The organism is Methylobacterium bullatum (assembly GCF_014845095.1).
GTDB lineage: Bacteria > Pseudomonadota > Alphaproteobacteria > Rhizobiales > Beijerinckiaceae > Methylobacterium > Methylobacterium bullatum.
Window position 1 is genome coordinate 42,508 of record NZ_NKUG01000019.1, and the last position, 22,880, is coordinate 65,387.

General features: G+C 66.9%; 22 protein-coding genes. 13 read left to right on the forward strand and 9 right to left on the reverse strand.

Going from position 1 to position 22,880, the window contains the following annotated elements:
- Positions 1-73: 73 nt before the first annotated feature.
- The 4 genes from MBTS_RS02460 (at position 74) to MBTS_RS02475 (ending at position 4,857) form a co-directional block, all read left to right on the forward strand.
- Complete coding sequence (locus tag MBTS_RS02460; RefSeq protein ID WP_018042402.1) at positions 74-2,833, forward strand: phosphoenolpyruvate carboxylase; 2,760 nt, start codon at positions 74-76, stop codon at positions 2,831-2,833.
- Between the two features lie 131 nt (positions 2,834-2,964).
- Complete coding sequence (locus MBTS_RS02465; protein WP_018042403.1) at positions 2,965-3,939, forward strand: HpcH/HpaI aldolase/citrate lyase family protein; 975 nt, start codon at positions 2,965-2,967, stop codon at positions 3,937-3,939.
- 192 nt (positions 3,940-4,131) lie between these two features.
- Positions 4,132-4,566 carry a GlcG/HbpS family heme-binding protein gene (locus MBTS_RS02470; RefSeq protein WP_056146002.1) on the forward strand — a complete coding sequence of 145 codons (435 nt, stop codon included), beginning with the start codon at positions 4,132-4,134 and terminating at the stop codon, positions 4,564-4,566.
- Between the two features lie 111 nt (positions 4,567-4,677).
- The gene (locus MBTS_RS02475; RefSeq protein ID WP_018042405.1) at positions 4,678-4,857 is read left to right on the forward strand and encodes a hypothetical protein; all 180 of its coding nucleotides are present in this window, start codon (positions 4,678-4,680) and stop codon (positions 4,855-4,857) included.
- Between the two features lie 25 nt (positions 4,858-4,882).
- On the opposite strand, the gene MBTS_RS02480 is transcribed toward MBTS_RS02475, so the two are convergent.
- Positions 4,883-5,365 (reverse strand): hypothetical protein, encoded by a 483-nt coding sequence (locus MBTS_RS02480; RefSeq protein ID WP_147829246.1) that lies wholly within the window; start codon positions 5,363-5,365, stop codon positions 4,883-4,885.
- Positions 5,366-5,559: 194 nt separating this feature from the next.
- Complete coding sequence (locus tag MBTS_RS02485; protein WP_056158627.1) at positions 5,560-6,318, reverse strand: competence/damage-inducible protein A; 759 nt, start codon at positions 6,316-6,318, stop codon at positions 5,560-5,562.
- A 135-nt stretch (positions 6,319-6,453) separates the two neighbouring features.
- Between MBTS_RS02485 and sfsA the strand changes: the two genes are divergently transcribed.
- Positions 6,454-7,182, forward strand: a complete 729-nt coding sequence (sfsA, locus tag MBTS_RS02490) for a DNA/RNA nuclease SfsA (RefSeq protein ID WP_056146011.1) — start codon at positions 6,454-6,456, stop codon at positions 7,180-7,182.
- A gap of 214 nt (positions 7,183-7,396) precedes the next feature.
- Here the strand turns inward: sfsA and MBTS_RS02495 are convergent, their stop codons facing one another.
- The 3 genes from MBTS_RS02495 to MBTS_RS02505 form a co-directional block, all read right to left on the reverse strand.
- Positions 7,397-8,335, reverse strand: coding sequence for a metallophosphoesterase (locus tag MBTS_RS02495; protein WP_192215012.1), 939 nt, complete (start codon positions 8,333-8,335; stop codon positions 7,397-7,399).
- Between the two features lie 171 nt (positions 8,336-8,506).
- Positions 8,507-8,788 carry a hypothetical protein gene (locus MBTS_RS02500; RefSeq protein WP_147829250.1) on the reverse strand — a complete coding sequence of 94 codons (282 nt, stop codon included), beginning with the start codon at positions 8,786-8,788 and terminating at the stop codon, positions 8,507-8,509.
- A gap of 337 nt (positions 8,789-9,125) precedes the next feature.
- The gene (locus MBTS_RS02505) at positions 9,126-10,511 is read right to left on the reverse strand and encodes an aminotransferase (RefSeq protein ID WP_192215013.1); all 1,386 of its coding nucleotides are present in this window, start codon (positions 10,509-10,511) and stop codon (positions 9,126-9,128) included.
- Between the two features lie 126 nt (positions 10,512-10,637).
- Between MBTS_RS02505 and MBTS_RS02510 the strand changes: the two genes are divergently transcribed.
- The 3 genes from MBTS_RS02510 to MBTS_RS02520 all read left to right on the forward strand — a co-directional run bounded on the left by MBTS_RS02510 (position 10,638) and on the right by MBTS_RS02520 (position 13,615).
- Positions 10,638-11,165: a hypothetical protein gene (locus tag MBTS_RS02510; RefSeq protein WP_147829252.1), complete on the forward strand. Its 528-nt coding sequence runs from the start codon at positions 10,638-10,640 to the stop codon at positions 11,163-11,165.
- A gap of 2 nt (positions 11,166-11,167) precedes the next feature.
- Positions 11,168-11,896: an HAD family hydrolase gene (locus tag MBTS_RS02515; RefSeq protein WP_238253809.1), complete on the forward strand. Its 729-nt coding sequence runs from the start codon at positions 11,168-11,170 to the stop codon at positions 11,894-11,896.
- Positions 11,897-12,106: 210 nt separating this feature from the next.
- Positions 12,107-13,615 carry a flavin monoamine oxidase family protein gene (locus MBTS_RS02520; protein ID WP_192215015.1) on the forward strand — a complete coding sequence of 503 codons (1,509 nt, stop codon included), beginning with the start codon at positions 12,107-12,109 and terminating at the stop codon, positions 13,613-13,615.
- 81 nt (positions 13,616-13,696) lie between these two features.
- Here the strand turns inward: MBTS_RS02520 and MBTS_RS02525 are convergent, their stop codons facing one another.
- The gene (locus MBTS_RS02525) at positions 13,697-14,176 is read right to left on the reverse strand and encodes a MarR family winged helix-turn-helix transcriptional regulator (RefSeq protein WP_056146026.1); all 480 of its coding nucleotides are present in this window, start codon (positions 14,174-14,176) and stop codon (positions 13,697-13,699) included.
- A 156-nt stretch (positions 14,177-14,332) separates the two neighbouring features.
- Between MBTS_RS02525 and MBTS_RS02530 the strand changes: the two genes are divergently transcribed.
- Positions 14,333-15,112, forward strand: a complete 780-nt coding sequence (locus MBTS_RS02530; RefSeq protein ID WP_018042417.1) for a DUF1499 domain-containing protein — start codon at positions 14,333-14,335, stop codon at positions 15,110-15,112.
- 318 nt (positions 15,113-15,430) lie between these two features.
- On the opposite strand, the gene MBTS_RS02535 is transcribed toward MBTS_RS02530, so the two are convergent.
- Complete coding sequence (locus MBTS_RS02535; protein WP_192215016.1) at positions 15,431-16,366, reverse strand: MBL fold metallo-hydrolase; 936 nt, start codon at positions 16,364-16,366, stop codon at positions 15,431-15,433.
- A gap of 97 nt (positions 16,367-16,463) precedes the next feature.
- Positions 16,464-17,489 (reverse strand): DUF2865 domain-containing protein, encoded by a 1,026-nt coding sequence (locus MBTS_RS02540; RefSeq protein WP_056146032.1) that lies wholly within the window; start codon positions 17,487-17,489, stop codon positions 16,464-16,466.
- Between the two features lie 329 nt (positions 17,490-17,818).
- Between MBTS_RS02540 and MBTS_RS02545 the strand changes: the two genes are divergently transcribed.
- The 3 genes from MBTS_RS02545 to MBTS_RS02555 all read left to right on the forward strand — a co-directional run bounded on the left by MBTS_RS02545 (position 17,819) and on the right by MBTS_RS02555 (position 21,414).
- Positions 17,819-19,165, forward strand: coding sequence for an Nramp family divalent metal transporter (locus MBTS_RS02545; protein WP_056146035.1), 1,347 nt, complete (start codon positions 17,819-17,821; stop codon positions 19,163-19,165).
- A gap of 187 nt (positions 19,166-19,352) precedes the next feature.
- Positions 19,353-20,729, forward strand: a complete 1,377-nt coding sequence (locus tag MBTS_RS02550) for a carbohydrate porin (protein ID WP_192215017.1) — start codon at positions 19,353-19,355, stop codon at positions 20,727-20,729.
- A gap of 508 nt (positions 20,730-21,237) precedes the next feature.
- Positions 21,238-21,414 carry a DUF1328 domain-containing protein gene (locus tag MBTS_RS02555; RefSeq protein WP_003599466.1) on the forward strand — a complete coding sequence of 59 codons (177 nt, stop codon included), beginning with the start codon at positions 21,238-21,240 and terminating at the stop codon, positions 21,412-21,414.
- 148 nt (positions 21,415-21,562) lie between these two features.
- Here MBTS_RS02555 and MBTS_RS24085 read toward each other — a convergent pair whose 3' ends face one another.
- Complete coding sequence (locus MBTS_RS24085; RefSeq protein WP_308444982.1) at positions 21,563-21,865, reverse strand: NepR family anti-sigma factor; 303 nt, start codon at positions 21,863-21,865, stop codon at positions 21,563-21,565.
- 116 nt (positions 21,866-21,981) lie between these two features.
- Between MBTS_RS24085 and MBTS_RS02565 the strand changes: the two genes are divergently transcribed.
- Positions 21,982-22,782 (forward strand): response regulator, encoded by an 801-nt coding sequence (locus MBTS_RS02565; protein ID WP_018042423.1) that lies wholly within the window; start codon positions 21,982-21,984, stop codon positions 22,780-22,782.
- The last annotated feature ends 98 nt before the right edge of the window (positions 22,783-22,880 follow it).

Genomic DNA, 22,880 nt, shown 5'->3' on the forward strand with positions numbered 1-22,880 from the left:
GCGGCCGCTTCATCACCGTTGCCCGCGCGTCCCCGGCGGCCATCGGCTCAACTCTGTTCGAGGTGGCCATCCGATGACCGATACCCTCCACGCCCCGGTTGGAACCCTCGACCATCCCTTCGCGCCGCCGGTCATCACCGGTACGTCGTCGAAGGAGGCGCTCGACATCCTGTTCCACGCCCTGCTCGAAGTCGCCCGCCGGCACGAGCCGGAACTGGAGGCCGTGCTCCTGGGCCAAGCCAACATCTCGGAGTTCTCGCCCGAGCTCCTCGCCCGCGCCCTTCAGGTGCAGGGCATCTGGTTCCAGTTGCTCTCCATCGCCGAGCAGAACGCCGCCATGCGACGGCGCCGGCACCTTGAGCGCACGAAGGGACGGGCGGAGCTCGGCGGCAGCTTCAGCGCGGTCCTGGCGGAAGCGGTGAAGAACGGCATCAAAGCGCCCGAGATCCACGCCCTGCTGAAGGATCTGCGCATCCGCCCGACGATCACGGCGCATCCCACCGAGGGCAAGCGCGTGACGGTGCTGGAGAAGTTCCGACGCATCTACCTCGTCCTGCGCGAGCTCGAGTTGCCGCGCTGGACCGAGCGCGAACGCAACGGCCTGATGAACGAGCTGCGCGACCAGATCGAGCTCGTCTGGATGACCGGCGAACTCCATCTCGAGAAGGCCACCGTAGAGCGGGAGGTCGCCTGGGGCCTGCACTTCTTCGACGAGACCCTGTTCGAGATGCTCCCCGAGGTGCTCTACTCCCTTGAGGAGTCCCTCGCCGAATACTACCCGGACGAGAAGTTCGAGGTGCCGGCCTTCTTCCAGTTCGGCTCCTGGATCGGCGGGGACCGGGACGGCAATCCCTACGTCACCTCGTCGGTGACCCGTGCCACGCTCCAGCGCAACGCGCTGGCCTCCCTGCGGCGCTACCGCGACGGGGTCACGGCGCTTGGCCGCACGCTCTCCCTCACCGAGCGCTCGCTGCCTGTGCCGGCGACGTTCAAGTCCGAACTCGCGCAGCTTCTCGCGGAGAGCGGCGACGGGCGCGCCATCGCCAGCCGCAATCCGGGCGAGGCCTATCGCCAATTCCTCACCTGCATCCTGCGCAAGCTCGAAGCCACTATCGCGCGTAACAAGGGGCAGCGCACCAGCGGCCCCGACTATCCGAGTGCCGACGGGCTCATCAACGATCTGCGCCACCTCGAAGCCGGCCTCACCGAGGCGAATTGCCCGTCGCTGGCCATCGACCTCGTCCGGCCGGTGCGCCGCATGGTCGAGATCTTCCGCTTCTCCACCGTGCGCCTCGACCTGCGCGAGAACACCACGCGCACCACGAAGACGCTCCACGCCCTGTGGCACCAGAGCCACGGCCAGAACAAGACGCCGCCCGCCCTCGAATCGCCCGAGTGGAAGAACTGGCTGCTGTCCGAACTGGCAAAGCCGATGCACGGGGAGCGCTCGTTCGAAAGCCTGCCCGACGATGCCCGCGAAACGCTCGAGACGTTCGCCCTCGTCGGTGAGATGCGCGAGCAGCTCGACCGCGAGGCTTTCGGCTCGTTCATCCTGTCGATGACCCGCTCGGTCCCCGACATCCTCGGCGCCTATCTCCTCGCCAAGGAAGCCGGTAACTTCCTCGATGCCGCCGGCACCGAGATCTGCTGTCTGCCGATCGTGCCGCTGTTCGAGACCATCGACGACCTGCGCGCCGCGCCCGCCATCATGAAGGAGCTGTTCTCGATCCCCGTCGTGCGCCGCTCAACCCGCTGGCAAGGCGGGATGCAGGAGGTGATGATCGGCTACTCGGATTCGAACAAGGATGGTGGCTTCGTCGCCTCGAACTGGGAGCTCTACAAGGCGCAGGACAAGCTGACCCAGCTCGGCAAGTCGTCGGGCGTGCCGATCGCCTTCTTCCACGGTCGCGGCGGTTCGGTGAGCCGTGGCGGGGCGCCCACCGCCCGGGCCATCGCCGCCCAGCCGCCGGGATCGATCAACGGCCGATTCCGCACCACCGAACAGGGAGAAGTCGTCTCCTTCAAATACGCCAACCGCGGCACCGCTGCCTATCAGATGGAGCTCCTGGCCTCGTCGGTGTTCGACCACGCGTTGAAATCGGAGCGCGAGGCGATCAACATCCCGCGCAATGAGTTCGACGACACGCTGGAAGCGCTGTCGGGCGCCTCGCGCGCTGCCTACGTCAACCTGATCCAGCACCCCGATCTCGTGACCTATTTCCAGGCCGCGAGCCCGCTCGACGAGATCGCGCTCCTCAACATCGGCTCCCGTCCGGCGCGGCGCTTCGGCGCCCGCTCGCTGGCGGATCTGCGCGCGATTCCCTGGGTCTTCGCCTGGTCGCAGAACCGCCACGTCATCACCGGCTGGTACGGCGTCGGCTCCGGCCTGAAGAGTTTCCTCGACGTGCGCGGAGCGCAGGGCGAAGCACAGCTGAAGCGGCTCTTTGCCGAATCGAAGCCGTTCCGCCTCATCCTCGACGAGGTCGAGAAGACACTTCTGATGGTCGACCTCGCTATTGCGAAAGATTACGCCGGTCTCGTGCCCGACGAGGCCGCCCGCAACAGCATCTTCCCGCTGATCGAGGCCGAGTACGAGCTGACCCGCGAGATGGCCCTGCGTGTCAGCGGCGACCGCGAACTGGCCGAGCGCTACCCGCAGTTCCGGGACCGCCTCAATGGCCGGCTGCCGACGATCAATCAGGTCAGCCGAGAACAGGTGGAGTTGCTTCGCCGTTTTCGGGGCGAGGAAGACGAGGACAAGCGCGAGGCGGTGAAATCCGCGTTGCTGCTGTCGATCAACTGCATCGCCGTCGGCTTCGGCGCGACGGGCTGAGGCATTTGTAAGGATACCGAGGGTCGGACACGGCCCTGGGGCTGGCGCGCGAGCGCCCCACGACCGGTATGGTGGACCGCGTTTTGCGGCCTCACCACCCGCAACGAAACCAAACAAGGAAGGATTCCCCGATGAGCTTTACCCTGATCCAGCAGGCGACCCCGCGCCTCCATCGCTCGGAACTCGCCGTTCCCGGCTCCAACCCGACCTTCATGGAGAAGTCCGCCTCCTCGAAGGCCGACGTGATCTTCCTCGACCTCGAAGATGCGGTCGCCCCCGACGATAAGGAGCAGGCCCGCAAGAACATCATCCAGGCGCTCAACGACCTGGATTGGGGCACCAAGACCATGATGATCCGCATCAACGGTCTCGACACCCACTACATGTACCGCGACGTGGTCGACATCGTCGAAGCCTGTCCGCGCCTCGACATGATCCTGATCCCCAAGGTCGGCGTGCCGGCCGACGTCTACGCCATCGACGTGCTGACCACCCAGATCGAGCAGGCCAAGAAGCGCGAGAAGAAGATCGGCTTCGAGGTGCTGATCGAGACCGCTCTGGGTATGGCCAACGTGGAGGCGATCGCCACCTCGTCGAAGCGCCTGGAAGCCATGTCCTTCGGTGTGGCCGACTACGCCGCCTCTACCCGCGCCCGTTCCACCGTCATCGGCGGCGTGAACAAGGACTTCTCGGTGCTCACCGACAAGGACGAGGCCGGCAACCGCGAGACCCATTGGCAGGACCCGTGGCTGTTCGCCCAGAACCGCATGCTGATCGCGTGCCGCGCCTACGGCCTGCGTCCGATCGACGGCCCGTTCGGCGACTTCTCCGATCCGGACGGCTACACCTCCGCCGCCCGCCGCTGCGCCGCCCTCGGCTTCGAAGGAAAGTGGGCGATCCACCCCTCGCAGATCGACCTCGCCAACGAGGTGTTCACCCCGTCGGAAGCCGAAGTCACCAAGGCCCGCCGCATCCTCGAAGCCATGGAAGAGGCCGCCAAGGCCGGCAAGGGCGCCGTCTCGCTGGACGGCCGCCTCATCGACATCGCCTCGATCCGTATGGCCGAGGCGCTGATCGAGAAGGCCAACGCGATGTCGGCCAGCTGATCCGCTCGCTTCGTAGACATCGCTGAGCAGGACGGCCGCTTCCGAAAGGGGCGGCCGTCCTCGCTTTAGGCCCGAAATGTCCTATCGTTCACGGTGTGTCGCCGTGAGAACAGGCGCCGGGGCCACTCGCTTCCGCTACGCGAAGACGGCCAAACGGCTCCGATCTCGTCGACCGACAAGGGAGAAACCATCATGCATGTGACCATCGAAGACGCCCACAAGGCCATCGAGGCCGCCCGCGCCAAGGCGGTGGAGCTCGACACCCAGATGTGTATCGCCGTCGTCGATTCCGGCGGTAACCTCAAAGCGTTCTACCGCATGGACGGGGCCTGGGTCGGTTCCATCGATATCGCCCAGAAGAAGGCCAAGACCTCCGTGTTCTTCGGCATGATGACGGGGCAGATCGGCCAGCTGTCGCAGCCGGGCGGCCCGCTCTTCGGCATCGAGCATTCCAACGAGGGCCTGATCACCTTCCCCGGCGGCATCCCGATCGTCGACCAGGACGGCGAGATGTCCGGCGCCATCGGCGTCAGCGGCTCCAGCGTGGAGAACGACCACGCCGTCGCTCTCGCCGGTGCCAGCACGGTCGGCGCCACCGAGCTGCCCGCGCATCCCTGGCGGACGTAAGACCGCATGACGGGCACGGTTCATTGGGTGCGCCGCACCCGATGAACACCGTCGGTTAAGCATGCGGGCCCTATCACGGTCCCATCACCCCGAGCCGTGACAGGAGCGCCGATGACCCGGGACCAACTCGCCGCCGAACTGAAGCGCATGGCCACAGCGCAGGTCGCCGACATCGAGCGTGCGGTCAAGGACGGCCACCGGACCATCGCCCTCAACGAACTGGCGGATCTGAACCGCCAGCTGAAGGCGCTGGCCGCAGCCGTGAAGGCCCGGCCCGTCGTACGGGCCTGATACCTCAAAGCCCGACGCGACCGCCTCAGTAGCGCGGGCCGCGTCCGCGCTCTTCCAACGGCGGCTCGTCGGACAGGCGCTCGTCGCCGGCGAGCCCGTCCGCCGGGCGCTCCTCCAGGCGATCTTCCCCGTGATCGGCTCCCCGCCCGGGGCGAGTTTCATCCACGAATGGAATGTCGCCGGGCGGCAGCGGGGGTCGGAGCAAGGGCCTCGCCTCGCCGTATCCGCGATCCGGCTCGGGCCGGAAGCGGTCCGAACGCTCCTCACAGATCGTCACCCGCTTCACGATCTCTTCCCCATCGGGCGTGATCCGACGCCGGACCACGACCCGGCACGGCTCGATGAGCCGGGCCGCCCCGCGCTCGGGGCCGAAATCCTCCACAGGAGGCGGGAGCCGCCGCTCGGCGGGGAAATCACGGGGCGGTCCATAAGGATCGGGGAAATCGGCGGCGACAGCGGGTAGGCTGCAGAGGCCGACGACCACGAATCCGCACAGGACCGGCGTCATACGAAGCCTAGCGAGGAATGATAGCGGTTTCACGGGCACGGAACGTCTCCGGAGAGAGGACCGCTCCCGCCATGGGGTTGCGGCACGGGATCATCCTGCCATCGAGCCGCTGAACCGGAGCGTGCGCGACCGCTCGGGCATTATTCATCTCCGTGCGCGCGGTCTCGCTGCCGGTGGTCCCGACCTCGATACGGTCATGCCTTGCCGTCGGCGGCCTTCAATTGCGCCACGAGGTCGGCGATCTCGACCCGGGCTCGGGCCACCGCATCCGAATCCTTGCCGCGCACCACGATCCGATTGGCGAAACCCTGTTGCGTCATCGAAGGATAGGACCCGATGGAGACGCCGGGGTGCGCCTTCGCGATCTCACCGAGGCCCGATGCATAGTTGCCTTCAGGCAGGTTTCCGGCCTCGATCGTCTCCGACAGGACGCGCGCTCCCGTCGCGAGGGTGGGGCCGATCTCATCCAGCATGGCCTGCATGATCGCCGGCACACCGGCCATGACGAAGACGTTGCCGATGCGAAAGCCAGGCGCCTTCGAAATCGGGTTGGCGATGAGATCGGCACCGGCCGGAATACGCGCCATGCGGAGCCGGGCCTCGTTGAGGTCTTCCGGCTTGTGCCGCTCGAGCAGCATGGCCTTGGCTCGTGGATCGACATCGATGGTCACGCCGAAGGCGGCCGCCACGCAATCGGCAGTGATGTCGTCATGGGTGGGACCGATGCCCCCGGTGGTGAAGAGATAGGTGTAGCGGGTCCGCAATGCGTTCACCGCATCGACGATCTCCGAGGCCTCGTCGGGGACGATGCGGACTTGGCGCAGGTCGATGCCGATGGCCGTGCAGTAATCGGCGATGGTGCCGATATTCTTGTCCTTGGTCCGCCCGGACAGAATCTCGTCGCCGATGACGAGGATCGCGGCGGTGATGGGGGAAGGAGCGGGGTCTGTCATCGGAATCCGTGGCGGTCGCGTGGCGATGACGACGACGTAGCGCGACGATGCCCACCTGACCATGGCGGCTCCCTGGTCCGGCCGGCAGGCTGCTGATAGGGGCGGGGCACCCGCTCGGATGTGGAGTTCCACCAAATGAAGTTCGCAGCACCGCTGATCGAGGGCCGGCTCGTCCGGCGCTACAAGCGGTTCCTCGCCGATATCGAACTGGCGGATGGCAGCCTCGTCACCGCGCATTGCGCCAATCCGGGCGCCATGCTCGGCCTCGTCGTGCCCGGATCGCGCGTCCTGCTCTCCGCCTCCACCAACCCTGCGCGCAAGCTCGGCTTTTCATGGGAACTGGTGGAGGCGGACCTCCCCGGCGGTCCGCAATGGGTGGGCATCAACACCATGCGGCCCAATGCCCTCGTCGCCGAGGCCTTCGCCGAAGGTCGTCTCCCGCCGTTGGCGGGATACGGTTCGCTACGTCCGGAGGTGCGCTACGGTCGTGCCAGCCGAGTCGATTTCCTGGCCACGGGCGAGGGGCTGCCGCCCTGCCACGTGGAGGTGAAGAATTGTCACCTCCTGCGCGAGCCGGGCCTCGCCGAGTTTCCCGATTGCGTCGCCGCCCGCAGCGCGCGGCACATGGACGAGCTGACGGAGGTCGTCGCTCAGGGCGGCCGGGCGATGCTGATCATCGTGGTGCAGATGCAGGCCGAGCGGTTCGACGTGGCGCGGGACCTCGACCCGGCCTTCGACCGGGCCTTCGCCAGGGCGGCTGCGGGCGGGGTCGAGATCCATGCCCATCGCTGCCGCATCGATCCGACCGGGATCTCCATCGCCGACGCGATCCCGGTAATGCCACCCGGTCGCGGGGGTCTGTGAGCCGCCATCAATGCCGATGCGCGATTTCATGTCGCCTGCCGCCGAATCCGTGGCATGCTCGTGTTCCGACGATCCAAGGAGACGATCATGGCGAGTGAGAAACCACGCGGTGGCCGCGAAGCGAAGAAGCCGAAGAAGCCGGTCGTGAAGACGATCGCCGCGGCCCCCTCGACCAAGGGCACCGTGAGCATCGGCGCGAAGAAGTAGCGCTCCGTCAGGCGGGCGGCGCTGCCTCGACCGACGTCGGCGGCGCCACGCTCCCAAGTTCGAGAAGGACGATTTCCGGCGGCACCCCGATCCGGATCGGGACACGGCTGACGCCGAAGCCGCCGGAGACGATCATATGCCGTCCGCCGTGGACGACATGGCCGTAGGTCAGATCTTTGCCGCGCGCGAATGGGCTCAGCGGCGACAGGCCGAAGATCCGAACCTGGCCACCATGCGTATGCCCGGACAGGGTCAGCGAGACACGCCCCGGAACGGTAGGAAAGATGTAGGGCTCGTGCGCCATAAGGAGGATCGGAGCCTCGTCGGTCACCTGCGCCAGGGTGCCGGGCAGATCGTCGCGGCCGCGCCGATCGCCCCGCGGCAGGAACGGTTCCTGATCTCCGAGCCCGGCAATCCAAAACGGGCGACCGTCCTTCTCCAGCCTGATAACCGTATTCTCCATCACTGGAATGCCGCGTGCCTCCAGCGCGCGTTGCGACTCCACAGGCCCGCGCCGTCTCGCCTGCGCGACCTCGTCATCCCACCAATCATGGTTGCCGAGGACGGCATGGACACCGAGCGGGGCTCGCAGCCCCCCGATCACCCGTGCAAACTCGACGAGCGGCACCTTGCGCGTGGTCACGCTGGGGCCGGACGGATAGTCTCCCAGAAGCAGGATGAGATCGGGTTCGAGCCGGTTCGTCGCATCGACGATCTCGGCGATCCGGTCGAGCGGCATGGTCGGTTCGCCCACGTGGAAATCCGCGAGGACGGCGACTCGTAGCGTCAGTCCCTCTGTCCAGCCGGGGAGGGAGGGAGCGTAGCGCGTCACCACGAGCCGATGGCGCGGCTCGATCACGAAGCCATAAGCGCCCGTGGCGGCCACGAGGCTCGTACTCGCACCGATCCCGGTCAGGAACTGCCGTCTCGTCGGCAGGATCAGCATGTCATCGTCCTCGATCGCAGAGCCGATGCCGCTTCATCGCCCTGGGGTCACGAATCCGGCGCAGCCAAGTTCCGGTGATCGAGCTTCCGATGATCGAACCTGATTGATCAAGCCCGTGAAGGCTTGGTCGCACGATTTGGCCATGAGGCGTTCGGTCGGGAGGAAAAAGCCTCAGACGAGGGGCGCATCCTCGTGCTGGAAGCGGGAGAGCTGCCGGCGGGCGGCAATCTTCCGGGCCGCCTCTTTCGCAGCGGACGCCGAGACGTGAACCGCTGCGGCAAGGGCGGGCAGTGCCACGGGGCGGAAACCTTCGCGATCGGTTACCAGACCGGACGCACGGGGCGTTGACGACATGGCTGCGCGCTGGTTCTGTTCGGGGCGGGACATGGGAACGGGTCCTGTTTCACGGTGTCGGAACGCCACCAGATCCTCGTTTGTCTGGTTGACGATCACGCCAGTCTCTCGGGCACCCGCAAGAGGTTCGACCCGGACCGGCGCTGTGCGGCACGAGATCCATATGCGGCGAAGGATCATGAACGGGAGCTTAAGGATAGGCGAGACTTTACCAGGGTAGAGTTTCATCTCGCCGCGCTGCGTGTCTTGTGACACACACAAGCAATATTGGAAAAATAAAAAATACCATTCCGCAACGCAATCTGACCTTCCTTGCGGCGCGAAAGATCTGGACTTTTCTGTGGCAGCGCCGCTCTGAGTGTCTCTCACAAAACTCCCGCTGCGCTGTCGTGCGTGGAGCGAGAACCGATCGTGATCGGGAGTTTTGTGAGGCACTCTAAAGCGCTGCGTTGAGACCTTCCGACGCGATCCAAGCCTCGGTCCGGTCGAGAGCACGACCGAGGCGGTCGAACAGCGTGTCGATCTCGTCGTGCGAGATGACCAGGGGAGGGCAGACCGCGACCCGGTCACCGGCGAGGAACCGGACGATCAGACCCTCGGCCTGCGCGAAGGCGACGCAGCGGGCCGCGACGCCGGCTTTCGGCTCGTACTGACGCTTGGATGACTTGTCGGCGACGATCTCCAGGCCGCCGATGAGACCGAGTCCGCGCGCCTCCCCGACGATGGGGTGGTCGGCCAGAGCCGAGAGCCTTGCCTGGAAATAAGGAGCCTTCTCGGCGACGCCTTCGACGATGCGGTCGCGCTTGTAGATCTCGATGGTCTTCAGCGCGACGGCGCAGGCGACGGGGTGACCGGAATAGGTTGTGCCGTGGCCGAACGTGCCGAGCTTGGCGCTCTGCGTCACCAGAGCCTTGTAGAGCGGCTCGTCGATGCTGATGCCGCCCAGCGGCATGTAGCCCGATGTCACGGCCTTGGCGAAGGACAGGCTGTCGGGTCGCATTCCAAGTGCCTCGGAGCCGAACCAGGTGCCGAGGCGCCCGAAGCCGCAGATCACTTCGTCGGCGATGAAGCGCACGTCGTAGCGGTCGAGCACGGCCTGGATCTTGGCGAAGTAGCCGGCCGGCGGGGCGATGGCTCCGCCCGCACCCATCACCGGTTCCGCCACGAAGGCGGCGACGGTATCCGGCCCCTCGCGGAGAATCAGGGCCTCGAGTTCGTCGGCGAGGCGCTGCGAGAAGGCCTCCTCCGTCTCGCCGGCCTCGGCGAAGCGGTAATGATGCGGGCAGCCCACATGCAGGAAGCCCGGCAGCGGCAGGTCCCAATCCGCATGGTTGGCCGTGAGGCCGGTCATCGAGGCCGTGGCGACCGTGACGCCGTGATAACCTTTGATCCGCGAGATGATCTTCTTCTTGGCGGGGCGGCCCAACGCGTTGTTGAGATACCAAGTCAGCTTCACCTGGGTGTCGTTGGCCTCGGAGCCCGACGAGGTGAAGAAGATCTTCGATGTCGGGATCGGCATCAGCTCCTTCAGGGTCTCGGCGAGCTCGATCGCCGGATCGTGGCTGCGGCCCGAGAATAGGTGAGTGAAGGGCAGGCGCGACATCTGCTCGCTCGCCGCCTCCACCAGTTCCTCGTTGGAATAGCCCAGCGCCGTGCACCACAGGCCGGCCATGCCTTCGAGATAGGGCCGGCCGTCGCTGTCATAGACCCAGACTCCGTGGCCGCGCTCCAGCACAAGGGGGCCGGTCTCGCGGAAGGTGGAGAGGTTGGTGTAGGGATGGATCAGCGTTTCGACGTCGCGGGTCGCGAGGTTCGAGAGCATGGGCCTGCCGTTACCTGTGGAAGCGGGCCGGTTCGGCCCCGTGTTCATGCGATGCCACATTAGCGACCCGGCGCGCCTTCACAAACCCATCCCGTCACCGCAGCGCCCGCACGGAACGTCAGGACCATGCTCGATCCCGCAACCTTCGTGGCCCATCCGGCGCCCGGCCGCTCCTGCGGAACCTGCACCCTGTGCTGCAAGGTCTACGACGTCCCGGCGGTGGAGAGCGTCGCCGGTCAATGGTGCCGCCACACCAGGCAGGGCAAGGGCTGCGCCATCCATCCGACACGGCCGGACCATTGCCGCGCCTTCCACTGCCTCTGGATGACGGAAGCCTGGCTCGGCGCCGAGTGGAAGCCGGAGAAAGCCAAGATGGTGCTCGCCCTCGACCCGGTGACGAAGAACATGAACGTCCAGGTCGACCCCGGCCAGCCTAACGCCTGGCGGCGCGAGCCGTATTACGGACAGTTGCGGCGCTGGGCCACCGCATCGCTGGCGCAGGACAGGCTCGTCCTCGTCCATCTCAACACATCCACCACCGTCATCCTGCCGGACCGTGACGTGGCCTTGGGCGTGTTCGAGCCCGGCGACAGGATCGTGCGGCGAGATCGCGCCGGCGTCTTCGATGTCGAGAAGGTGAGGGCCGGCGCTTGACCGTGACGACGCCACGCCGTCTCGCCGGCATCCTGTTCGACAAAGACGGCACCCTCATCGATTTCGACCGGACCTGGGGTCCGGCAGCGTATGCGGTCATGGATGACCTTGCCGGGGGCGACCGCGTCCGACTGGAAGACTTGATGGCGGTAAGCCATTACGTCGAAGAGGAGCGCCGCTTCCTGCCGACGTCCCCCCTCATCGCGGGCTCTTCGGCCGCTTATGGCCCGATCTGGGCAAAGGTGCTCGGCCGCCCGGCGGGACCGGACCTCTACGGGGAGATGGACCGGCTGTTCCGCCGCGAAGGGCTGGCGCATCTGTGTCCCATCGGCGATCCGGCGGCGACCGCGCAGCGTCTCGCCGATGCGGGTTACGCCCTCGGAATCGCCACCAACGACGCCGAAGCCTCGGCCCGGGCGCAGGCCGATATTCTCGGCCTGACACCGCATCTAACCTACGTCGCTGGTTACGATTCCGGCCACGGATCGAAGCCGGAACCCGGCATGGTCAGCGCCTTCGCGACGCATCTTAACGTCGCGCCGGGGCGGATCGCGATGGTGGGCGATTCCCCCTATGACCTCGTCGCCGGCCGCTCGGCCGGGGCCGTCACCATCGCGGTCCTGAGCGGCCCCCTGGGGGAGGGAGCACGCGAGATCATGGCACCGCTGGCAGACCATGTGATCGCATCGATCGGCGATCTCGCCGCCCTGCTCGACCGGATCGTCGATTAGGAAGCGCCCTCGGGGGGCGTCCCGAGGCGGATGGAAGGGGAATTTTTACCGGTACACGGCCACATTCCCGACCGCCATCGAGAGGCCCTTGGTTGCGCCATGCGCCGTCCCTAAGGGCCGCGCGATGGCGCGACAACAATGGGGCGATGGCGCATCGAAGATGCCTCGCCATTGCGCCACCTTCCCTGCTTTTCCGGTGAGTACCCGACGATGATCCGTGACGACCGCGCCGGTTTCGAAGCCGGCGGCCCTCTGGCTCCGACGAAGCGCGACATTCTCCGTGGCGTCGCCGGCACGGCCTTCACAGCGGCGCTGCCCTTCGTCGCCTCACCCGCCCTCGGGCAGACCGGCAAGGCCCAAAAACACGTGCTCGTCCTCGGTGCCGGCATGTCCGGGCTGACGGCGGCGCTGGCACTCCTGCGCCGTGGACACCGCGTCACGGTCATCGAGTATCAGGACCGCATCGGCGGCAGGCTCCTCTCCCTTCCGCTCAAGAACGGACAGTTCACGGAGGCCGGCGGCGGGCATTTCCGATCCAACATGCCCTATGTGCTGAGCTACGTCCGGCGCTTCAACCTGCCGCTCCTCAGCCTCAACGACGGTCTTCCCCGCTACATGGTCGGCGGGCAGACCGGCACGGGCGCCGACCTCGCCAACTGGCCCTGGGCCGTTTCACGGGAGGAGCGTAACGTCAGCGTCGCGACGAGCCTCAACCGCTATCTCTACAGGGCGGGGCTCGACACCGATTCTGTGCTCGATTCCCGCTGGCCCGACCCGGATTCCCTGGCCCGCTACGACAACGTGACGGTGGGCGACCTCGTGAAGGGCGTCGGTGCATCGGATGCCTTCTGCCAGCTCCTCGATGCCCATGGCGGCACCTTCACCAGCCGCTCGCAGGCCCTGGGTGCCATTCCCGACCTCGCCTATCATTTCGGCGACCAGAACGTGTTTCGCATCGAAGGCGGCAACAACCGCCTGCCCATGGCCCTGGCGGGGGCCATCGGCCCCGCGAACATCGTCCTGAAGGCGGAGGTGGTCAGCATCGAGCAGACCAGCGGCGGTGTCCGCGTCGGCACCCGCGACGGCCGCGACTTCTCCGGCGACGCCATCGTGTCCACGATCCCCTTCAGCGTCCTCGGCGGCATCGACGTGAAACCCGGCTGGTCGGAGGCCAAGCGGCGCATGTTCGCCGAGATGGAATGGGACAAGACCGTGAAGGTCATCGTCCAGACCAAGACACCCTCGTGGCTCTCGAAGAACGTCCATGGCTGGCCGATGGCCGGCGGTGACCGCCCCTGGGAGCGGGTCATCGACATCACCGGCAACGAGACCGGGTCGCATGGAAACGTCTTCTTTTACCTGAACGGCGCCAATGCGGAGGCCATCCTGGCCCGCCCCCGCGAGACGCGGGCTCAGGTGACCGTCGATCAGTTCCGCGCCGACATGCCCGACCTGTTCGACGAGGTGATCACGGTGAAGGACTTCGCCTGGACCGAGCAGCCCTGGATCAGGGGCTCCTTCGGCTCGCCCCCCCTGGGGGGTGGCTGGATGATCCGCGAATGGACGATGCCGGAGGACCGCATCCATTTCGCCGGCGACTTCACCAGCCTGAAGACCGGCTGGGTCGAAGGCGCGATCGAGGCGGGCCTGCGGGCCGCCCGCCAGATCGACCCGCAGGTCGAGGCCGAAGGACGCCCGGTGATCCGTCAATCACTCTGACCACCCGGGGATTTGGCGCGTGCGGCGAATCTCCGCCATCCTGCGGCCCGACGAGGAGAGGGCGCCTCACACCATCCGGGATCAGGTCTCAGAATCGGCGCGGGCCACGTCGCGCCACTTCAGAACGAGATGCTCGAAGGCCGCGATGTCGTCCTGTGGCAGGGTGCCGAGGGTGCGGGCCACATAGGCCTTCTGCGCGGCGATGCCGCGAGCCGCAATCTCGGTCCCGGCCGGAGTGAGGCGGAGGGCGTGCGAGCGCCGGTCGCCGGGGATGGCGTGGCGCTCGACGAAACCGGCCTGCACGAGGCGGTCGATCAGCCCCGAAACGTTGCCCTTGGTGACGTAGAGGCGCGCGGCGAGATCCTGCTGCGTCAGGCCCTCGCGTTCGGTGAGCGTCGAGAGCACGTCGAATTGCGGAATGGACAGGCCGAGGCCGCGCAACTCGGCCGCCATCGCGGCGGTCACCCTCCGGTTGAGGCGGATAAAGCGGAACCAGACCCTCAACGGGTCTTCCGATCCTCCATCGGGCACGGGGGTGCGGGGCGCTGCGGTGAGACTCATGTGGAGGCCGCTATAGCAGAAGCGGGCGGCATCGAAAGCGCGGCCATCTCGCGGGTGGCGTCGGAAAGCGAGGCCCGGTAAAGCTTTGGGCTCAGGCGCGCGGGCACCATCTCCCGATGGCGCGGCGATCTCCCGGACAGCGATTTCACCCGTATCATGCGTCGTTCGCTTATCGAGGAGCCCATCACCCGCGCCGGTCCGCTCTCGCGCGGGACCGCGATCCTGTCGGTCCTCGTCACCCTGTTCGCCCTCGTTCTGGTGCGCGATCCGAGGGCGGAGGAGGGGCCCGCGCTGGTGACACTGGCATCCGGCCTCGTCCTGGCGGTGATCGCGATCGGCTTTGCGGTCTTCGCTTTCGTCCGGGTCTGGCGCGAGGGAGCGCGCGGTGTGGCAAGCGCTCTCGCCGGCCTGTTCCTCGCCGCGATCACCCTCGGTTATCCGGTCTTCGTCGGGCTGCGCGGCCTGCGGCTTCCCGCCATCACCGACGTGACCACCGATACCGACAACCCGCCCGCCTTCTCACGCTCGCATGCGGCCTTCGCGGCGCGCGAAGGACATTATCCCCCCGATCCCGGCCCCGAGGCACGGATCGCGCAGCGCGCCTCCTATCTGCAGATCGCCCCGCTCACCCTCGACCTCGACGCCAACGCCGCGTTCGAACTCGCCAGGAAGGCCGCGGTGAACCGCAAATGGCAGATCGTGGAGGCGATCCGCCCCGGAGGTCGCGTCGGCAACGGTCGGATCGAGGCGGTGACGCGCGGACTCATCCTGAACCTCGCCAGCGACATCACGGTCCGTGTCCGACCGAGGGCGGACGGAGCCCGGATCGACGTGCGCTCCGCCTCCCGGATCGGCGACCGCGATTTCGGCGCCAATGCCGACACCATCCGGGGCTATCTCGACGAGGTCGCCAACCTCGCCATCGCCGTCAAGTGAGCGGTCGGGCCGACTCTGTCGGTTCGGTCAGGTTCGACTGCAGGGGAAGCGCGCACTTCCACTTCCAGAAGGCTGCAACATTCACCCCCGCTCTTTCCGGCAGAGCGCGTCCCTCTCCCCCTTGTGGGGAGAGGTCAGGAGTGGGGGTGGCTCCGCTTGCCTCCGCAACCTGAGGGTCGCCCAACCACCCCCACCTCCAACTCCTCCCCACAAGGGGGAGGAGAGCCGCGCCTCCTGCGAAACGGATAGATCCAATAGCCGGAAGGCGAGGGGGCCTGAGGCGACAGCTCGATCCGCGGCCGTCATACGATGCCGGTGTCAGGCCGGCCTGTAGACGCTGTCGAGGCGCGGCGGGCCGTCGGTGACGACGAGCCCGCGCTCCACGAGATCCTCCAGATGGGCGAAGACCGAGAGCGCCGCCGCACCCTGAAGGGGGGCGCTCAGGCCCTGATAGATCACCCCGACGATGGAGCGGATATCGCGGTCCCCGGCCTCGATCCGGGTGCGGATCGCGCTCTCGCGCTGGCGCCGGTGGGCGGCGAGGCCACGGACGAAGCGGCGCGGATCGCGCACGGGTCCGCCATGGCCCGGCCAGTAGATCGTCTCGTCGCGCCCGCGCAACGCGTCGAGCGACGCCATGTAGGCGCGCATCGAACCGTCGGGCGGCGCCACGATGGTCGTGGACCACGCCATCACGTGGTCGCCCGAGAACAGGGCCGTTTCCTCCGGCAGGGCGAAGGCGAGGTGGTTCATGGTGTGACCCGGCGTTTCCACTGCCCGCAGGGTCCAGCCCGGCCCCTCCAGCGTGTCGCCCTCGTTCATCTGGCGGTCGGGCCGGTGGTCCCGGTCGGAGCTGGCGTCGAGATGCGGGAATTCGCCCTCCGCCAGGTTTCTGGCGGCGCGATGCGGGCCGCAGCCGACGATGGGCGCGCCCGTCTCCGCCTGCAGCAGCCGGGCGCCCGGCGAGTGGTCGCGGTGGGTGTGGGTGACGACGATGGCGGTGAGCCGCTCGCCGGCAATGGCCGCGACCAGCGCCGCCACGTGAGCGGCATCGGCGGGACCGGGATCGATGATCGCGACCTCGCCCTGGCCGACGATGTAGCTGCAGGTGCCGCTCGAGGTGAACGGACTGGCGTTGGAACAGATCCGCCGGCGCACCAGCGGCGACAGGCTCACCGTCTCGCCGTTGGCCGGCGCCGCCCCGTCGAAGTTCGGATCCACCGCGATGTCGCCGTCGTCGCTGGTCTTGGTCATGCGGTACCTGGAACGATCACACTCGTGTCCGCCCCTAAGCCATCGCGGGGCGAGCCACAACGGAAGCCCCGGTCGGCAGTGATGGCGGCGGGCGACGTCAGCGGGTGAAGGGCGAGGACACCACGACACGGACGATGGCGAAACCCGCATCTGCGTTCTGCCGGCGCCGGACGGTGCCGAAGCCTCCGGTGCCATCGCCGGAGCCCATCTGCGCCACACGGATGCGGGGGGCACGGTCGACCGTTCGGCCGGCCTGACGAACATCCTGCTCGGCGGCGCGGGCATCGGCCTCGCGCCGGACGACGTCGATCTTGCGGTCGATGCTGCGGCGCTCGCGCGGTGAGAGGAGACCGGCCTCGCGGAAATCCACCACCGTGAAACCGCCGGACCGGGTGGAGACCACCACACGGGCGCTCGATGGGGTGGCGACCACGTCGCCCACCCGTGCGGTCGGGTCGCGCTCGATCGGGAGTGGCGCCGCCGCCACGCCTTCGGACTGACAGGAGCACTGCTCGACACGCTTGGTGCGGTACAGGTTCGCGACGAGGAGGGCGCGGTAGGGACGCCCGTCGAGACCGACGGCCCGGTCGAGATCGTTCTGCCTCGCACCCAGCATGTAGAGGCTGGTGGCGGCGTTGGGACAAGCCGCGGCACAGGCCGCCTCGTGCAGGGGAATGTCGGAGCGGGACGCCAGGCGCCCGAGGGGGAACAGGTAGCCGTCGCAGGCCCGGACGCAGACCGTGCGGGCGCCCAGCGCCGAGGCGGTCAGCGCAGCGGATGCGGCGCGGCTCGCTCGGGCGGGGGAGGGGCGCGTGAGACGCGCGAGGCGTGGCGTCTGGCGCGGCGCCTGGACCGCCGTGATACGGCTCGTCGTGGGAAGGGAGGCGTAGCGGGGCCGGGAAGGGCGCGGCATCGAGACTGGCGCGGGCTGCGGCTTCACCGCCGGACCGCGAAACATCTCTTCGAAGAAACTGAAGATGCCTCCCTGCTCGGAGGCCTGAACCAGGCTCGATCCGGCAACGACACCGCCGAGTCCGAGGACCAGCCCGGCTATGACCGGGGCGACGACGCGCGTCTGCGTCGCGAAACTCGTCCGTCTCCTGCCGGGGTTCGTCGACCGCATCGTTTTCTCAACCCTTCGGCAACCATCCGCTAGGACGCCCGTCCTGCCTAAGGCCGAGGCGAGCGCCTTCGCAACGGGGGTAGACCACCGAGTTTCGCCCATCGGCGAAGGGCCGATTCCTCCCCGTGCATCCCGCCGGAGGCCCGACAGGGGAACAGGAGAGCGCACCCGCCCCCCACTCGGCAGCGGGCGTCTCGTGCCCCCTTACGCCACGCACAGGACGGAGGCGCAGGTCCCTATCTTAGCCTTTGTTTTTCATTATAGCCGATGCTATATGCCGTTCCGGGTGCAGTGCGGTACCCACGATTCAGCTCGACGGAAGACGCGGCATGGACAGGCTCGACGAAGACCGGGGGTGGCGCTTCAGCCGCGAGACGAACGAACAGCCGAGCCTCGGGCGCATGAATGCCAGCATTCCCGTGCTGTCCCACGGCTCCTGGCTGCGGCGGCTGCTGGCCTTCATCGGGCCGGGCTACATGATCTCCGTCGGCTACATGGACCCGGGCAACTGGGCCACCGACATCGCGGGCGGATCGCAATTCGGCTACACGCTGCTGGCCGTCATCCTGCTCTCGAACCTCATGGCGATCGTGCTGCAGGCCCTCTCGGCCCGGCTCGGCATCGCCACCGGCCGCGACCTCGCCCAGGCCTGCCGCGATCATTATCCCCGGCCCGTCAGCTTCGTGCTGTGGATCGCCTGCGAGGCGGCGATCATCGCCTGCGACCTCGCCGAGGTCATCGGCACCGCCATCGCCCTCAAGCTGCTCTTCGGCATTCCCCTCGTCATCGGGGCGATCATCACCGCCCTCGACGTGTTCCTGATCCTGCTGCTGATGCGGCGCGGCTTCCGGGCGCTCGAAGCCTTCGTGATCGCGCTGCTGCTGGTGATCTTCGTGTGCTTCGGCATCCAGATCGCGCTCGCCGCGCCTCCGATCCAGGCGGTGCTCGCGGGTTTCATCCCCTCGTCGCAGATCGTCACCAACCCGGCCGCCCTCTACATCGCCATCGGCATCATCGGCGCCACCGTCATGCCGCATAACCTCTACCTGCACTCCTCCATCGTGCAAACGCGAGCCTATCCCCGCACCGAGGAAGGACGCCGGGGCGCCCTGCGCTTCGCGGTGACGGATTCGACCATCGCCCTGATGCTGGCGCTCTTCGTCAATGCCGCGATCCTCATCATGGCCGCATCGGTGTTCCATTCCACCGGGCGCACCGACGTGCAGGAGATCGAGCAGGCCTACGAATTGCTCTCGCCGCTGCTCGGGGCCGGCATCGCCTCCACCCTGTTCGCCGTGGCGCTCCTGGCCTCGGGGCTCAACTCCACCGTCACCGCGACGCTGGCCGGCCAGATCATCATGGAAGGCTTCCTTCGCCTGCGCATTCCCGACTGGGCGCGGCGCCTGATCACGCGCGGCATCGCCATCGTCCCCGTCGTCGTCGTGACGGGGCTCTACGGGGAAGAGGGCACGGCGCGCCTCCTGGTGCTCAGCCAGGTCGTCCTGTCCATGCAACTGCCCTTCGCCGTGATCCCGCTCGTGCGCTTCGTGTCGGACAAGCAGAAGATGGGCGCCCTGGTGATTCCGGCCTGGCTGAAGCTCCTCGCCTGGGTGATCGCCGCCATCATCGTCGTCCTAAACGTCAAGCTCCTGGTGGACACCGTCACGGGCGCCTGACGCATAGGGTCCGACGCCCGCTTCCCTGACGGGCGGCGGGCGCACACCACACAGCCCCCACCGGGCCGCGCCGCGGCACCGGGAGGTGAAGCTTTGCCCAATCATATAGCATAGGCTATACTATCGAGAAGAGGCGTCGATGATCAGCATGAGGATGATCGCACGACGACAGAGGGCGCCGACACGGATGGTCGCCGCCGTTTTCGCATTCCTGTCGGTCGATCCCGCATGGTCGGACCCCGGTGAGACGGGGGCGGTGGACGATCGTCCGGCGCAATCGGCTCCGCTGGAGCCCGACCGTCCCCCCTCCATCCAGACGTCGCTCGGCGCATTCGGGGATCCGAGTGGCTTCCGCAGCCTGTTGGCGGCGCGCGGCATCGACTACAACCTGCTCTATACGAACGAGGTCCTCGGCAATCTGTCCGGCGGGGTGAGGCAGGGCGCGATCCATGCCGGCAAGTTCGAGACCGCCGTCAGGGTCGATTTCGACCGTCTCGCCGGCTGGACCGGATGGAGCGGCTTCGCCAACGTTTTCCAGATCCACGATACCGGCGGCCTGCGCGACCGGAGCTTCCAGCGGCTCATCACGGTCAGCAACATCGAAGCCTATCCCTCGACGCGGCTCTCGGAACTCTGGTTGGAGCGGGCCTCCGGCGACCGAACGCTGAGCCTGCGCTTCGGGCAACTGGTGGCGGATGGAGAGTTCTTCTCGTCCGAGACCGGCAAGATCTTCCTCAGCAACGACTGGCCGACCATCACCGGGGCCAATCTCCCGAGCGGCGGCCCCGCCTATCCGATCTCGACCCCCGGCATGAGGCTGCGCTGGACGCCCGATGCTTCGGTGAGCGGGCTCGTTGCCATCTTCAACGGCGATCCCGGCGATCAGGCGAGCGTCAACCGGACAGGTTTGAATTTTCGACTAAACGACGCCCCCCTGGTGATGGGCGAGGTCCAGTTTCGCGCGGTGCCCGGCGCCGACGGGCTCGGTCGAAGTGTGAAGCTCGGCGCGTACCGGCATTTCGGACGTTTCGACGATGACCGCTACGACCGGACGGGACTTTCCCTGGCAAACCCACGCAGCGGCGGCTCGGCCCGCCGCCACGCCGGCACCAGCGGTGCCTATGCGGTCGTCGATGCGCAGCTGTATCGGCCCATGGGCGGCAACGAGACTGATGGAATCGCCGCCTATGCCCGCCTTTCGACGAGCCCTTCGGACCGGAACCTCATCGATCTCTGGGCTGATGGGGGCATCGTGGTCACGGGCATGACACCCGGTCGTCCGAAGGACGCCTTCGGTCTGAGCTTCATCTACGCGCGGATCGGCGAGAACGCCCGGCGCTACGACCTGGACCGGCTCTCATTCGGCACCGAGTTCCACGTTCCCCGCAGCTACGAAGCCACGATCGAAGCGACCTATCTTTTCGCGGTCACGTCCGGTTGGACGATCCAACCGGACATCCAATACGTCTTCAACCCCGGAGGCGGTGCCGCCGATCCGAACCGCCCGGGCCAGCGCATGAAGGGCGGCGCCGTGTTCGGCCTCCGCTCGACCCTCACCTACTGATCAGCGCCGACGTGCGCCCCGCACCCGAACCGGCACAAGCTGGGGAGTGGGGGACGTGCCCTCGACGACCTGTACGAATCCGCGAGCGGCAGCGGCGACCGCATCGAAGAAGCGTCGTGCGATTGATGCGGCCAGCGACTCTCTCATCAGATTGCATCCGTGTTCGGGAACAGGTGACGAACGCCACATGGGACACTGGGTTCCACTCTGACGTCAACAGCTATGTGGGTCTGTCCTCAGGGCGCCGACAAGAGACCCGTCGATATGACGCATGTCTGCGATGCGCGCGCGGCCGGACGGACATCACATCCACCTCAGACAGACGCAGGAAGGGCGTGAGTCCAAATGGGAGAACCCGGAGTCCCGCAAGCCGCGACCACGACGAGCGACGGCCGAAAATCAATCGTGACCGCTTTGTGTCAAAGTCAGGAACCGGCCGGAGAACTTGGCGTTATTGTTGTCATGAGGTCGCGGCACAGGTCGCGCCAGCTTCAAAAGGATCCGGACCATGCTTGGTTGGGCTGTAACATTCCTCGTCGTCGCTCTCGTGGCCGCTCTGCTTGGCTTTGGTGGTATTGCCGGCACCGCCATGGAAGCCGCAAAGCTCGTCTTCTTCGTCGCCATCGTCCTGTTCGCCATCTCGGCCGTGATCGGCTTGATGCGCGGTCGCTCGCCGACCCTCTAACGGGCGGACGTCTCGGCGCAACGGCGTCGAATAGGCACGGAAACGAGAAAGCCGCCGGATGATCCGGCGGCTTTTCTTCAATCGTCGCCCGGTCTGACGACCGCCATCGTGCCGGTGCACACGTCAGACGAATGATCCGTATTGTAGCCTAAACGTCGTCGAGGGTTTGAACCGAGGATTCGTCCATCCGGGCGATCAGGTCGCGAAAGCGATCCGGGACCGGCTGCTGAACGATGGTGTCGTACATGGCTCGCAAGTGCATGCCGATCCGCTTCTGAGTGAGGTCACTCAAGCGGTGAGAATCGGGGCCTTCTGGTCTCGGCTCATGTACCTGCTCCGATCGCGTCTCCGACACGGAGATGCGGCCCGTCTCGTCATCGTCCATTCGGTTATCCCCTTGATGCCACGCGGTGGCATCGCCGCGATTGTTTTGCGGCTTGACATAAGTCATGGCTGCACCTGCAACGCAGCGCCATACAATCGGTTCCGGGCCTAGCGGAACACAGCCCATCGATCCGCGTTGTGGCGGTGGCGACCATAAAGAACGGCAGAGCCTAAGGGGATCTAATGTCGACAGCTCAACTCGTCGTGCAACATCTGCCGTACTTGCGCCGCTATGCGCGGGCGCTTACCGGCAGCCAGGTCGCCGGCGATGCCTATGTGGCCGCCACCCTGGAAACGCTCGTGAACGAGCCGGATACGTTGGGGCGCAGCACCAACGTCAAGGCCGACCTGTTCCGCGTCTATACGCGCATCTGGAACTCCCTCTCGGTGAACGGCCAGAGCGATCATGTTCAGCATGATCTGCCCGCCGAAGTGCGACTCGGCCAAATCACGCCGCTGCCTCGTCAGGCGTTCCTGCTGTCGTGCCTCGAAGGCTTCTCCGAGGAGGATGCCGCCGTGATCCTCGAGGTCGATGTCAGCCAGGTGCGCGACCTCGTCGACGAAGCGGGGCGGGAGCTGGCGGCCGACATGGCCACGGAGATCCTCATCATCGAGGACGAGCCGCTGATCGCCATGGACCTCGAAGCCCTCGTGGAAGGCCTCGGCCACAACGTGATCGGCGTCGCGCGCACACGGTCCGAGGCGATCAAGATCGCGTCGGAGGGCTCGCGTCCCGGTCTGATCCTGGCGGACATCCAACTCGCGGACGGCTCGTCGGGCCTCGATGCCGTGAACGACCTGTTGAAGACCTTCGAGGTCCCGGTGATCTTCATCACCGCCTATCCCGAGCGGTTCCTCACCGGAGAACGTCCGGAGCCGGCCTTCCTCATCGCCAAGCCGTTCCAGCCCGCCAATGTGTCGGCGGTGATCAGCCAGGCGCTGTTCTTCCAGCAGAGCGCCCGGCGGCGCGAGAAGACGGCCTGACCAAGGCGCCGCGCAACCCGCGGCAAGCCTCGAACGAAGCACGCAGCCCCGGTCTCGCACCGGGGCTTTTCTTTTGGCGATCCAACCCTTCGGCCATG

Bases quoted from the DNA above. Each gene is read 5' to 3' on its own strand.
- MBTS_RS02460 (WP_018042402.1), top strand. From the start codon at position 74: ATGACCGATACCCTCCACGCCCCGGTTGGAACCCTCGACCATCCCTTC.
- MBTS_RS02465 (WP_018042403.1), top strand. From the start codon at position 2,965: ATGAGCTTTACCCTGATCCAGCAGGCGACCCCGCGCCTCCATCGCTCG.
- MBTS_RS02470 (WP_056146002.1), top strand. From the start codon at position 4,132: ATGCATGTGACCATCGAAGACGCCCACAAGGCCATCGAGGCCGCCCGC.
- MBTS_RS02475 (WP_018042405.1), top strand. From the start codon at position 4,678: ATGACCCGGGACCAACTCGCCGCCGAACTGAAGCGCATGGCCACAGCG.
- MBTS_RS02480 (WP_147829246.1), bottom strand. From the start codon at position 5,365: ATGACGCCGGTCCTGTGCGGATTCGTGGTCGTCGGCCTCTGCAGCCTA.
- MBTS_RS02485 (WP_056158627.1), bottom strand. From the start codon at position 6,318: ATGACAGACCCCGCTCCTTCCCCCATCACCGCCGCGATCCTCGTCATC.
- sfsA (WP_056146011.1), top strand. From the start codon at position 6,454: ATGAAGTTCGCAGCACCGCTGATCGAGGGCCGGCTCGTCCGGCGCTAC.
- MBTS_RS02495 (WP_192215012.1), bottom strand. From the start codon at position 8,335: ATGCTGATCCTGCCGACGAGACGGCAGTTCCTGACCGGGATCGGTGCG.
- MBTS_RS02505 (WP_192215013.1), bottom strand. From the start codon at position 10,511: ATGCTCTCGAACCTCGCGACCCGCGACGTCGAAACGCTGATCCATCCC.
- MBTS_RS02510 (WP_147829252.1), top strand. From the start codon at position 10,638: ATGCTCGATCCCGCAACCTTCGTGGCCCATCCGGCGCCCGGCCGCTCC.
- MBTS_RS02520 (WP_192215015.1), top strand. From the start codon at position 12,107: ATGATCCGTGACGACCGCGCCGGTTTCGAAGCCGGCGGCCCTCTGGCT.
- MBTS_RS02525 (WP_056146026.1), bottom strand. From the start codon at position 14,176: ATGAGTCTCACCGCAGCGCCCCGCACCCCCGTGCCCGATGGAGGATCG.
- MBTS_RS02530 (WP_018042417.1), top strand. From the start codon at position 14,333: ATGCGTCGTTCGCTTATCGAGGAGCCCATCACCCGCGCCGGTCCGCTC.
- MBTS_RS02535 (WP_192215016.1), bottom strand. From the start codon at position 16,366: ATGACCAAGACCAGCGACGACGGCGACATCGCGGTGGATCCGAACTTC.
- MBTS_RS02540 (WP_056146032.1), bottom strand. From the start codon at position 17,489: ATGCGGTCGACGAACCCCGGCAGGAGACGGACGAGTTTCGCGACGCAG.
- MBTS_RS02545 (WP_056146035.1), top strand. From the start codon at position 17,819: ATGGACAGGCTCGACGAAGACCGGGGGTGGCGCTTCAGCCGCGAGACG.
- MBTS_RS02550 (WP_192215017.1), top strand. From the start codon at position 19,353: ATGGTCGCCGCCGTTTTCGCATTCCTGTCGGTCGATCCCGCATGGTCG.
- MBTS_RS02555 (WP_003599466.1), top strand. From the start codon at position 21,238: ATGCTTGGTTGGGCTGTAACATTCCTCGTCGTCGCTCTCGTGGCCGCT.
- MBTS_RS24085 (WP_308444982.1), bottom strand. From the start codon at position 21,865: ATGACTTATGTCAAGCCGCAAAACAATCGCGGCGATGCCACCGCGTGG.
- MBTS_RS02565 (WP_018042423.1), top strand. From the start codon at position 21,982: ATGTCGACAGCTCAACTCGTCGTGCAACATCTGCCGTACTTGCGCCGC.